This is a genomic window from Inquilinus sp. YAF38 (assembly GCF_052113205.1).
Classification (GTDB): domain Bacteria; phylum Pseudomonadota; class Alphaproteobacteria; order DSM-16000; family Inquilinaceae; genus Inquilinus.
Genome location: NZ_JBFRCU010000039.1, coordinates 1 through 11,795, shown reverse-complemented (window position 1 = coordinate 11,795; position 11,795 = coordinate 1). Strand labels below are relative to the sequence as shown.

Here is an 11,795-nt window from a genome sequence, read left to right as displayed (position 1 = left end):
GTGCTGCCGTCCTTCGAGACGCCGCGGCTGGTGCTGCGGCCGCGGACCATGGCCGACCTGCCGGACTGCCTGGCCATGGACCGCGATCCGGAGGTGGTGCGCTATGTCGACGGGCCCTGGGCCGACCCGGCGGCGCATCGCGCCTTCGTCGAGGCGCGGATCACCGCCGCCTATCCAGCCGGGCTGGGCTATTGGACCGTGCGGACCCGGGCGCCGGAGGCGACGTTCCTCGGCTGGGTGCTGCTGATTCCGCTCGACGGCACCGAGATCGAGATCGGCTGGCGCTTCACCCGAGCGAGCTGGGGCCATGGCTACGCCACCGAGGCCGCGGCGCCGGTGCTGGCCCATGCCCGCGACGCGTTGGGCGTCACAGTGGTCGCCGACATCCATCCCGACAACGCAGCCTCGATGCGGGTGGCCGAGAAGATCGGCCTGCGCCGCATCGGGCCGGACGGGCTCGGCGCCATCCGTTACGCCGGCTGAGGTCTCTCGATCGCGATCGCCGTCGCCTCGCCGCCGCCGATGCACAGCGCGGCGATGCCGCGGCGCAGGCCGTGGCGCTGCATCGCCGCCAGCAGCGTAACGGTCAGCCGGGCGCCGGTGGCGCCGATCGGATGGCCGAGGGCGCAGGCGCCGCCATGGATGTTGACCTTGTCATGCGGCAGGTCGAGGTCGCGCATCGCCGCCATCACCACGCAGGCGAAGGCCTCGTTGATCTCAAACAGGTCGACCTCGCCGGCCCGCCAGCCGACCCGGTCGAGCAGCGTGCGGATCGCCCCGATCGGCGCGGTGGTGAACCATTCCGGTGCTTGGGAATGGGTAGCATGAGCGCGGATTGTCGCCAGCCCCGGCAGGCCCAGACGGTCGGCGACCGACCGGCGGGCCAGGACCAGCGCTGCGGCGCCGTCGGCATTGGCGCTGGAGCTGGCGGCGGTGATGGTGCCGTCCGGGCGGAAGGCCGGCTTCAGCTTCGGGATCTTGTCGGCCGACAGCGCCTGCGGGTTCTCGTCGACCGCAATCTCGACCGCGCCACCTTTGCCCGGCACCGAGACTGGCACGATCTCGGCGACGAAGGCGCCCTCCGCGATCGCCGCCTGGGCCCGGCGCAGCGAGGTCATGGCATAGGAATCCTGGTCGTCGCGGCTGAAGCCGTAGCGGGCGGCCGTGGCCTCGCCGAAATCGCCCATCGCCCGGCCCTTGTCATAGGCGTCCTCGAGCCCGTCCAGCGCCGCATGGTCGAAGATCCGGCCATGGCCGAAGCGCAGCCCGTCGCGCACCCCCGGCAGCAGCCAGGGCGCGTTCGACATGCTCTCCATGCCGCCGGCGACGACGATGTCGGCGGAGCCAGCGGCGATCAGGTCGCGGCCCAGCATCGTCGCCTTCATGCCGGAACCGCAGACCTTGTTCACGGTCGTGGCCCCGACCGAATCGGGCAGGCCGGCGGCGCGGGCCGCTTGGCGCGCCGGGGCCTGACCCTGCCCCGCCGGCAGCACGCAGCCGACCAGGGCCTCGTCGACCTGCGCCGGCGCGACGCCGGCCCGGGCCAAGGCGGCGGCGATCGCGGCGGCACCGAGCTGCGGCGCGGCCAGCGGCACCAGCACGCCGCGGAAGCGGCCGAGCGGCGTGCGGGCGGACCCGACGATCACGACGGGATCTTCGGCGGACATGGACAGCCCCTTGGACAGTGAGATGATGCTCACAATATGATAAGCATCATTTAAGAAGGCAATGCGGGGAGACCGGAGGCCGGCATGCGCTACAGCAAGGATCATAAGCAGGAGACCCGGGAGCGGATCATCCGCACCGCCGCCAGACGATTCCGCGAGGATGGGGTGGAGGCGGTGGGCGTCGCCGCGCTGATGGCCGATGCGGGGCTGACCCATGGCGGCTTTTACGCCCATTTCCCATCGAAGGAGGCGCTGGTGGCCGCCGCCTGCGCCGAGGGCTTCGGCGAGAGCCAGGCCCGCCTGCGACGGCTCGTCGAAAGCCGGCCGCCCGGCGAGAAGCTGGCGGCGCTGGCCGAGACCTATCTGTCGCCGGCCCATCGCGACCATCCGGGCCAGGGCTGCGTCGCCGCTGCGATCGGGCCGGAGATCGCGCGCCATCCGGCCGCGACCCGGGCCGAGTACACGCAAGGGCTGAACGGTCTCCTGGCGTTGGCCGAGGAGGCGATCGAGGCCGATGGCGGCGACCGGGCGGCGGCGGCGCAGGCAGTGGCCGCGATGGTCGGCGCCCTGATCCTGGCCCGCGGCGCCGCCGACGAAGCCCTGTCGGACCGTTTCCTCGAAAGCGGGATGCAGGCGATCCAGGCCTTGGCGCCGAAGGCCGGCTGACGGCCTCGCCCAGATTGCAACGGCAACCTTGCGGACATCGCCCTGCGCCGAGGTCCGGTGCTAGCATCATCCTCTCGCTGGAATATCCGCGAATTCACACCAGCGTCAGAGGAATGGACATGCGCCGATCTATAGGAAGCGTTCTGCGGTGCGCGGTGGTCGCCGTCGGCCTCGGCTTGGCAGTCCCGGCCCTGCTGGTGCCGGCGGCCACCACCCAGGTGCAGGCCGCCGAGGTATGGCAGACCCTGCCGGCCCTGGGCCCGGCGCCGAAGGCCGACAGCAGCGGCATGGCCCCGGTCAACGACATCCAGATGTACTACGCCGTCTACGGCAAGGGGCAGCCGGTGATCCTGCTGCATGGCGGGCTGTCGAACTCCGACTACTGGAACTATCTGATCCCCGACCTGGTGGCACACCACTTCCAGGTGATCGTGGCCGACAGCCGCGGCCATGGCCGCAGCACCCGCTCGGCCCAGCCCTACAGCTACGACCTGATGTCGTCCGACGTGCTGGCGCTGCTGGACCATCTGAAGATCCCGAAGGCCGATCTGGTCGGCTGGAGCGACGGCGGCATCATCGGCCTCGACATCAGCATCCACCATCCGGAGCGGCTGAACCGCGTCTACGCCTATGGCGCGAATTCCGACCTGACGGGGCTCAAGCCGGATTTCGACAAGAATCCGACCTTCGCCGCTTTCATCGAGCGCGCCGGCGCCGAATACCAGAAGCTGTCCAAGACGCCGGACCAGTATGACGGCTTCCTGCAGCAGATCTCGCAGATGTGGGCCACTCAGCCCGACTTCACCGCCGACCAGCTGCGCGGCATCAAGGTGCGCACCGCGATCGCCGACGGCGAATACGACGAGGGCATCAAGCGCGAGCACACGGAGTATCTGGCGCGCACCATCCCCGGCGCCGAGCTGCACATCCTGCCGAATGTCAGCCATTTCGGCATGCTGCAGAACCCGAAGGAATTCAACGGCGATGTCATCAATTTCCTGACCGCGAAGTAGCTCTGCCTGCCGTTGCCGTGCCGCGCCGCGGGCTGGTAGAAGGCGCCATGACCCGCCCGATCTTCACCTTCCCCGACGACGCCGAATGGAACGAGACGCGCCAGGCGGTCGAGTTCGGGGTCGAGGTCGGCGACTATGCCGGCCGAGTGTTCCTGCCGGCGGCGGCGCTGCGCTCGCTGCTCGGGCACCGCCCGACGCCGGCCGAGGCGGTCGAGATCTATCACCATCACCGCGCCGGCATCGAGCGAGCGGCCGAGTTGCGGATCGAGGAGCGACGGCTGGACCCCGACGCCAATGTGACGCTGGACGGGCGCGACCTCCTCCGCCGCCGCTGACCGACAGCCCCGACATCGCGGCGATTGCGATCGCCGTCCGATTGCGATAGCCAGTTGCAAATGACACGCATTCCTGATCAATGGCGATGATCGAGATCCTGCGGCCGATTTTCACCGGCGACCTGGCCCATTGCGGCGACGCGGTGGTGCTGCCGGACGACGAGCGCCCCGCCCTGCCCGGCCCCAGCCTGCTCGACCCGGCGGCGATCGACCGGGTGCTGGACGCCTATGCCGGCCAGTATCCCGGGGCCGACCGGCGCGCCGTCGCCTCGTTTTGGTCGCAATGGTACTTCGCCCGGCTGCTGCCACCGGTGATGGCGGCCAGCCTGCTGCTGGGCCGCCGTTTCCCGATCGCCCTGGCGGAAGTCGGGGTGATCCGGGCGCCGGAGGGCCAGCCGATCGCCTTCCGCATGGCACATGACGGTGAAGCCGAGGACAAGCCGGACGTATTTCGCCGGCTCGACCGGCTGATCGGAGGACATCTCGATCCCTTCATCGCCGCCTGGGCGCAGCACACACGGGTGGCGCCGCGCCTGTACTGGAACAACGCCGCGGTCTATCTGGACTGGATCCTGGGCGAGATCGCGACCCACCCACTGGCCCAGGGCGGCCCGGCGGTCGAGGCCGGCCGGCTGCTGTCCAGCCGCAAGCGGCCGGACGGCACGCCGAACCCGCTGTTCGACCCGATCCAGACGATCGAGGAGGATGGCGAGGCCAAGCGCTGGCGCCGGCTGTGCTGCCTGCGCTACCGACTGCCGGAGATCGCCGAATGCGGCACCTGCCCGCATCTCCGGGCCCGACTGCGCAAGGCCCCGGCGCGGCAGGTCGCCTGAGAATACGAGCTCTACACCCGGGTGGCGCTGAAGACCCTCGGTGCGGTCAAGAGCCGCTCGTCTATCTCAGGCCGCCGCCGGCCTGAGCAGTCCCGTGCCGCGGCCATCCCTGGAGGTGGCCGACATCCTGCGCCTTCATGGCGAGGCTTCCGCCACGCCCGGGCACCTGAGCGTCGGCCAGCTCAAGGTCATGTCGGCCATCGAGGCCCGCCGCACCGCCGTGCTCGGCGGGCACGTCGCGCGCTGCGACGACCGCCGGCACCTGGCGGTCAGCTACAACCCCTGCCGCAACCGCCACTGCCCCAAATGCCAGGACGCCGCGGCCCGGGCCTGGCTCGCCGAGCGCGTTGCAAAGCTTGAGAACGATCGAGTCCAGTTTGAGGGCACACCTACGGACAGTCCTTGCAGCGACCCCTGTAAGGAGAGGGCTATGGACGCGCGTTTCATTTACCCCGGCGCGACGGTCAGCACGACCTCCTCGCCCGGCGGCACCTCAGTCTCGTACTCGGCCTCACCGATGCGCACGCGATAGCGGCCGGCCGGCAGCTCGAGCGGCGCGCCGCCGACCAGGCCGCGGGCGACCTCGGCGCCGGCCGCGTCGTAGACCGTGAGCGGCCGGCCCACGGCGCCCTCCAGCGCGGCGGCGAGCGCGGCCTCGTCGGCGGCGTCGAAATAGGCGCCGCCGCCGGCCGTGGCCCAAGCCTCCAGCTTCTGCCGAAGGCCTGCGTCGGCAACGGCGAAGCCGACGACGTTGAGCCGCACGTCGATGCCCTGCGCGGCCAGCGCGGCCACCTCGGCGGCCGGATCGCCGTTGCAGGTCTCGTCGCCGTCGGTCACCAGTACGATGACGCGACTGCCCTCCGTCGCCGCCAGATCGGCCCCGGCGTTGCGGATCGATTCGGCAAGCGCGGTCTTGGCGTTGGAGACGGCGGTCAGCTTGGCGACCGCGGCAAGGAAGCCGGTGCGCTCCAGGGGTGCGGGCGGCAGCACCAGCTCGCTCTTGCAGCCGAGCCCGCGGCGGTGGCCGAAGGCGCGCAGTGCCACCGTCGTGCCCTCGGGCAACAGGCTGCCGCCCAGTTCGGCCAGCACCTCCTTGGCCACGTCGATGCGCAGCTTGCCGCCCATGCGGCTCCGCATGGAGCCCGAGGCGTCGAGCACCAGCTCCACGCTGAGGCCCGCGGCGGCGGCCCCGGCCGCGCCGGCCGCGCTCTTCTCCAGCTGCACCGAGAGGCGGCCCGGCGGCGGCGGCGTGGTGTCCGCCAGCGCCACGAAGCGGTAGCCGGCCGGCCGCGCCAGCCAGGCGGTCAGCCGGCGGAAGGTGGTCTCGCTCTCGCCCTGCGAGGCGAAGCGGGCATAGAAGCCGCCATTCGCCCCGGCCCAGTCCTGCAGCAGGTCGGCCTGCGCCCGCGCCGCGGCGGCCTCGACCGTGGCGGGCAGGTGCAGCGCGAAGACGCGGATGCGGCCCGAATCCAAGGCCTGCCAGAGCGGCTCGTTCCGGTAGACGAGGTCGAACGAGGCATCGGTGATGACCACCACCGCCCGCGCGCCGACCCGCTGCTGCAGCGCCTGCGCCGCGACCAGCAGCGGCGTCTCCGCATCGCTGGAGGTGTCGTACCAGCTGTAGGCGTGCAGCGCGCCGTAGACGGCGCCGGGCTCGCCCGTCCATTCGGGCAGGAGGAGCTGGCTGTCCTCGCCGCGGAAAGGCATCAGGTTCACCGCCTCGCGCTCCGGCCGCAGCTCCCAGGCGAGCTGCTGCACGAGACGCACGATGGTCTTGAAGAAGGGGGCGACGCTGATGCTGGTGTCCCAGGCGACGACGATCGACTGCGGCGGCTGGGCGACGCGCAGCAGCCAGCGGCCAGGGCCGGCGGCGGCGACCAGCTCACGCGGCTGGCGCGGGTCGGGCACCAGCGCGCGCTCGGCGCCGGCAGCATCGACCAGGGTCAGGGCCGCCTCCGGCGCCTCCGGGAAGCGGACGCGCAGCAAGCGGGTCTCGGCCGGCAGTTCCAGCGCGTACCAGTCCTCGCCGGCGCCGCGGCGGACGCGGCCCCAGGCCTCGGCGCCGAGCGCCAGCGGCGTCGCCTCCGCCGGCGCCTTGCCGACCGGCGGCGGCTCGGCTTCGTCGGCCGGCGGCGGTGCGGCGGCTTCGAAGGGGCCGTCGCGGCTCATGTCGCCCCACTCGCCAAGGATGCTCGGCCCCGGCGCCTCGTGCACGACGATGCCCTGCGGCATGGTGGCGGTGCCGTCCGCCGGCTCGACCAGGCGGAAGGCCAGCGCGCGCGCCCAGACCGGCTCCGGCAGCACGAAGCTGGGCGCCACGCCCACGTCCCAGCGGCCGAGCGGCGTCCACGGCCCGAGCGGTCCGGCACTGCTGGCGGACACCTCCACCGCCCGCATCTGCGCCTCGGGCGCGAGGTCGGGCCAGGCCTGCCACTCGAGCAGGTCGATGCGCGCCGCGCGGCCGTTCAGGAAGCCCAGCGCCCAGGCCACCTCGCCCTCGCGCGGGTTGGCGACGGCGACGTGGTTCTGGCCCGGCCAGGCGGCGGACTCGCCGGTCAGCATCTGCTGACCGAAGCCGCGGTGCCAGGCCAGATGGCCGCCGAGCGGCCGCGCCATCAAGTCCGCGTCGCCGAGCGACGCATCGGGCGCGGCGATGATCTTGACTTCGGCCAGCGCCATGGCCGCCGCGTCCGGCCCGGCCTGGGCAGCGAGCGGCACCAGGCGCGCGGCCACGGCCGGCAGTGGCACCGGCAGGGCGAAGGCCTGTTCGCGCAGCTGCGGCGAGAGGCGGACCTGCAGCACACGCTCGAAGGTGACGCCGTCCGCGGAGAGCTCGACCGCAGCCTCGGCCAGGCGGTTGCCCGGCGTGACGCCGGGCGGCAGCAGGAAGCTGACGCCCGCCACCGGCAGCGGTGCGTCACCGGCGAGGTCGATCACCGGATCACTGCCCGGCGAGAGGGTCACGCCGGCGGCGTCGACGATGCCGTCGATCAGCCCGGCATAGGCCGGGTCGACGCTGCCGCCCAGCGCCGCCCAGGCCAGGTCGAGGCCGCCCGGCAGCGGCCCCGGCAGGGCCGCGGCGCGGAAGGGTGCGACCGCCGACACCTCTGGCAGCACCGCGAGCGCCGCACGCGCCACGACCGGCCGGTCGCCACCGAGCGCCACCTCGACATCGACCGCATGGCCGTCCCAGGCATCCGGCGCCACCTCCAGGGTCACGGGAATCTCGGCGCGCCCGCCGGCCGGCAGCGCGATGCTGTCCGGCAGGCCGGCGAGCCGCCAGCGCTCGTCGCCGACCCAGCTCCGCAGCTTCAGGGCGAGATCGGTCGCGGCGCGGCTGTGCAGCACGAGCCGGCCGGTGACGCGCTGGCCCCGGGGTTCGTAAGCGGCGACGGCACCGGCGTCGAGCAGGAGGGCCGCGTCGAGAGGCGGAGCGGCGGCCGCCGCAACTGGCGGTCCGTCGAGCGCGAGCCGGTAGTCGCCCGTGCTGCCGTAGACCCGCAGCAGCAGCCCCTCGCCGACGGCCTCGGGGACGCTGACCGTCTCGCCCGGCGTGTAGAGCCAGGCCTCGCCCAGCCGCGTCTCGCCGCGGTAGAGGGCCACTGAGAGTCCGCCCGACGGCACCTCCAGCGCGGTGATCGTGCGCCCGGTCAGCTCCGCCGGCAGGCGGAACCAGTCGTTGTCGCCGTCGTGAAGATGGCCGGCCAGAGGGTTCTCCGCCGGGCCGGCCTGCCAGGCGGCATCGTTCGGCTCGCGGTCGGCCGGCCGCAGGAAGAAGGACGCCGTCCGCACCGTCAGGCTGTAGGTGTCGCGGTGGAAGCCGGTGGGGGCGGTGAGCGAGAGCAGGAAATCGCCGGGTGGCAGCAGGCCGTCCCAGACCAGCCGCTGCGGCGCGCCCGGCGCGCCCTCGCTGCCGGTCTGCAGCAGGCGGTTCTGCCCGCCGCCCCAGCCGAGTGTCAGCTTGACCGGCAGGTCGGGCGGCGCCGTCAGCTCGATGACGACATGGTGCTCGGCAGCGAGCTTGAAGGCGTAGACGTCGACGTCGCCCGGCCGGTCGAGCGCGCCGCTTTGCGTCCGGCCGAGCGCCAGGGTCGTGGCCCGCGTCTCGTCATCGTTCGGTTCGACCTCCAGCCCCGCGACCGGCGGCCCGAGTGGGCGGGCGCGCAGCAGCCAGCGGCCGCCCGAGCCCTCCAGGCGTACCAGGTTATGCCCGGGCGGCAGCAGGAAGCGCGAGAGGCGCACCAGCGGCGTGGCCGTTTCCGGCACCGCCTCGACGATGCGATTGCCGGCGCCGTCATAGAGCGTCATCCTGGCAAGGCCTTCGCCGGCGACCTGGAAGTCCCAGAGCTGCAGCCCGCCCTCGACGCCGAGGTCGACATAGTCGAGGTCGGCGTCGCCGAAGCTGCCCGCCAGGCTGCCGCCCGCCGGCGCCGGGGTGGCCGCCGCCGCGGCATCGTTCGGCTCGATCTCCTGGTCGCCCGGCGGGTTGCCGACCGCCTCCAGCCGCAGCCCGTAGGTCGCGTCGGGCGGCAGCTTGCCGGCGACGCGGAAGAGATGCCGGCCCGGGGGCAGCGCGAGGCCGCGCAGCGCCACCTCGCCGCTGCCCGTGCGCTCGGCCAGCGCCTCGTCGGCCTCGTTGCGGAGAGAGAGCGTCAGCGGCGCGCCGGCCGGCCCGGTCAGCACGGCATCGATGAGGTGGGTGCCCTGCTCCGGGGGGATCGTGAGCGCGAAATAGTCCCACTCCTCGAACAGGCYGCCGCCCGACAGGTGGCCGCTGCTGCCCTGGCCCGGCGCCATGGCCTTGGCGAGCGCCGGGGCGCCGTCGGGCTCGGCGGCGAAGCTCGGCGGCCGCTCCTCGGCGGTGGCGCCCAGCAGCACGGTCCGGCCCGCCGCCAAGTTGCCGAGCGACAGGCGGTAGCGGCCGTCGGCCAGCGCCAGGTCGGGCAGCCGCACGACGCCGGCGCCGTCGGGGTCGTCGCTCGTCACGATGGCCGTGCCGCTCTCGTCGAGCAGTGTCAGGCTGGCGCTGCTGCCGAGCGGGGGCTGCGCGGTAAAGGTCCAGAGTCGGCCCGGGACGGCCAGGCCCGGCGTCCAATCGAGCACCGCCTCGGCGTCCTGGCCGGTCACCAGCCCGCTGAACGAGCCCTCCGCCGCGACCGGCAGTGCCGCCGGCAGCGGCGGCCCGGGCTCGAGGCGCAGGCGGTAGACCAGCGGCTGGCCGGCCGCGGCGACACCGAGGAGGTAGTCGCCCGGCGCGAGGAAGAGCGGCGGCGACGCGGCCAGCGGCGCGCCATTGCCTTGCCACAGCGGCGTCTGTGCGCCGTTTGCGTCCTCGGTGACCACCGCGGCGGCCAGGCCCTGTCCGGGCAGGCCCTCGGCCGTCAGGATCCAGAGCCCGCCGGCGGCGCTGCCGAGGGTCAGGCGCGCCAGATCCTGGTCCTCGGGCGTGGCGGCCCCGGCGATACAGAGCGGCGTCCGGGCGTCGAGCAGCACCGCCGTCTCAGGCTCGCTCTCCGGCTGGCAGGCCAAGGCCGGCGCAGCCGCGAGCAGCAGGCCGGCGACGAGCAGCGGGCGAAGGCGGATGCTCATCAGGGGAGGGCGTAGCTGCCGGCGTCGATCGCCATGCCGATCGCGTCGAGGACGTAGCCCACGTATTTGGTGGTGGGATTGGCCACCCCGATGCGGGCGTTGGCCGCACCGAGCCCCATGCCGAAAACGCAGATGCCCGTGGTCAGCGCGCCGACCACCGCGTCGGCGATGCGTTTGTTGATGACGGCCGAGATCAGGCCGTAGCCGCTCAGCGCGCAGCTGGCGATGTTCACGTAAGTGTAGACCGTCTCGAACAGCTCGGCACCGCCGCCGGTCTTCAGCATGCCGAGCGCCGTGCCGCTCGCCGGGTCGATGCGCCACCAGGCCAAGCGGTCGGCGGCGGCCGCGGCCGGCAGGTCGGCCGGAGCGATCACGAGGTAGCCGGCCTCCAGGTCGGCGGCGAGGCGCGCGGCAAGGTCGGGCGGCAGCGGCGCGGCCGCCAGGCGGGCGGCGTCGAGCGGCGTCCAGGACTTGCCGGCCGCCAGGTCCTCGGCGTGGAAGCGGGCGGCGTTCTGCGCCGCGTCGGCAGCCAGCGAGAGCAGCCCCTCCAGCACCGTGTCGGAGACGCCCTGCGCCAGGCGACGCTGGAACCAGTCGCCGCCGGCGGTGACCTGGTTTCCGACGATGTCGAGCTCCAGGCCTTCGGTAATGGTCCCGTCGGGGTTCCAGGCGTAGCGCAGGTGGTGCAGCACGACGTTGGGCGAGGCCAGCGCCGTCGTGCCGTTGCGGGGGAAGCGCTGGCTGGCGAAGCGCAGCAGGGCATAGGGCAAGGGCGGCGCCGGCGGCACGGCTGCCAGCTCTGCCGTATCGCGCGCCGCCGCCAGACGCCGCAGGCTGTCCATGAACCCAGGCAGGTCCTGCGCCGTCAGCCGGGCCAGCAGCAGCGGCGTGGGCGCGGCACCGCCGATCAGCACCTCGGTGCGGCCGAGCAGGTGCACCGCGCGGTCGCGCAGTTGGTCCTGCGTCGGCGCCAGCTTCGTGCCGGCGCGCCGCGCCGCTGGCCCCAGCRGGTCGAACACCGTCCGGCGCTGCACGACGGGCGCGGCGCCGGGGGCGCGGACCTCGATCTCCAGCCACTCGGCGGTGGGGATCGCCGGCTCGGCCGGCTCGGCCGGCGCGGCCGCCTCCGGGCCGCCGAAGGCCGCGTCGAGGCTGCCGGAAAGGCCGGCGATCGCGCTGCCCGCGCCGGCAAGGGGGGCGAGGTCGGCCGCGGCGATCTCACCGTCGCGGGTGAACAGGCGGTCGCTCACCAGCTCCCGGCCGATCTGCAGCACCGGGACCCAGCCGGTCTCGCCGTCCAGCGCCGCGACCAGCCGCGCCGGGTAGTCGGCCGCGCCGAAGCTCTGCTCGATCGTGCCCATGCGTCGCGGCAGGTGCACCAGCACGACGGCCTGCTCCAGCAGCTCGGGCGGGTGGCCCTGCCACTCCAGCAGTTGCTCCTCGTGCAGCCCGGCAGCGTCCTGCAGCTCCAGCACGACCCGCAGCACCACGGCATGCCGCAGCTCCTCGGGCAGCGCCGCAGGGTCCAGGATCTCCGCGGCGGCGAGCGGCCCCAGGACCTGGGCCTCGGGATCGAGGTCCTGCCAGCCCTGCGCGCCGCGCACCTGGACCCAGATGTGGTCGGCCAGCGCCTCCAGCGCCGCCGCCTCGGCCGCGGCGTCGGCCGCCGGCGCGAGGCCCGCGGTCGCCGCC

The 11,795-nt window shown here is 73.5% G+C and carries 8 protein-coding genes and 1 pseudogene; 6 read left to right on the top strand and 3 right to left on the bottom strand.

Annotated features, from left to right (window positions below):
- Complete coding sequence (locus AB4Z01_RS18480; RefSeq protein ID WP_441696011.1) at window positions 1-483, top strand: GNAT family N-acetyltransferase; 483 nt, start codon at window positions 1-3, stop codon at window positions 481-483.
- Here AB4Z01_RS18480 and AB4Z01_RS18475 read toward each other — a convergent pair.
- A complete protein-coding gene (locus AB4Z01_RS18475) occupies window positions 471-1,667 on the bottom strand; it encodes an acetyl-CoA C-acyltransferase (protein WP_441696010.1) in 1,197 nt (398 codons plus the stop codon). The genes AB4Z01_RS18480 and AB4Z01_RS18475 overlap by 13 nt on opposite strands.
- A gap of 84 nt (window positions 1,668-1,751) precedes the next feature.
- Here AB4Z01_RS18475 and AB4Z01_RS18470 point away from each other — a divergent pair, with 84 nt between their 5' ends.
- The 5 genes and pseudogenes from AB4Z01_RS18470 to AB4Z01_RS18450 form a co-directional block, all read left to right on the top strand.
- Window positions 1,752-2,333 (top strand): TetR/AcrR family transcriptional regulator, encoded by a 582-nt coding sequence (locus tag AB4Z01_RS18470; RefSeq protein ID WP_441696009.1) that lies wholly within the window; start codon window positions 1,752-1,754, stop codon window positions 2,331-2,333.
- A 155-nt stretch (window positions 2,334-2,488) separates the two neighbouring features.
- Window positions 2,489-3,346: an alpha/beta fold hydrolase gene (locus tag AB4Z01_RS18465; RefSeq protein WP_441696008.1), complete on the top strand. Its 858-nt coding sequence runs from the start codon at window positions 2,489-2,491 to the stop codon at window positions 3,344-3,346.
- Between the two features lie 47 nt (window positions 3,347-3,393).
- Entirely contained in the window at window positions 3,394-3,681 is a 288-nt protein-coding gene (locus AB4Z01_RS18460) for a DUF1488 family protein (RefSeq protein WP_441696007.1), read from the top strand.
- A gap of 86 nt (window positions 3,682-3,767) precedes the next feature.
- A complete protein-coding gene (fhuF, locus tag AB4Z01_RS18455) occupies window positions 3,768-4,514 on the top strand; it encodes a siderophore-iron reductase FhuF (RefSeq protein ID WP_441696006.1) in 747 nt (248 codons plus the stop codon).
- Window positions 4,515-4,608: 94 nt separating this feature from the next.
- Window positions 4,609-4,872 (top strand): annotated as a pseudogene (locus tag AB4Z01_RS18450) (transposase zinc-binding domain-containing protein); the annotation flags it as partial.
- An 89-nt stretch (window positions 4,873-4,961) separates the two neighbouring features.
- Here the strand turns inward: AB4Z01_RS18450 and AB4Z01_RS18445 are convergent.
- Both AB4Z01_RS18445 and AB4Z01_RS18440 read right to left on the bottom strand, forming a co-directional pair.
- The gene (locus AB4Z01_RS18445; protein WP_441696005.1) at window positions 4,962-10,103 is read right to left on the bottom strand and encodes a VWA domain-containing protein; all 5,142 of its coding nucleotides are present in this window, start codon (window positions 10,101-10,103) and stop codon (window positions 4,962-4,964) included.
- On the bottom strand, window positions 10,103-11,795 hold a 1,693-nt coding region (locus tag AB4Z01_RS18440), incomplete at its 5' end, for a hypothetical protein (protein WP_441696004.1). The genes AB4Z01_RS18445 and AB4Z01_RS18440, both read right to left, overlap by 1 nt.

What these genes read in the sequence shown, in the direction of transcription:
- AB4Z01_RS18475 (WP_441696010.1), bottom strand. Translation starts at nt 1,667, where the DNA reads ATGTCCGCCGAAGATCCCGTCGTGATCGTCGGGTCCGCCCGCACGCCG.
- AB4Z01_RS18470 (WP_441696009.1), top strand. Translation starts at nt 1,752, where the DNA reads ATGCGCTACAGCAAGGATCATAAGCAGGAGACCCGGGAGCGGATCATC.
- AB4Z01_RS18460 (WP_441696007.1), top strand. Translation starts at nt 3,394, where the DNA reads ATGACCCGCCCGATCTTCACCTTCCCCGACGACGCCGAATGGAACGAG.
- fhuF (WP_441696006.1), top strand. Translation starts at nt 3,768, where the DNA reads ATGATCGAGATCCTGCGGCCGATTTTCACCGGCGACCTGGCCCATTGC.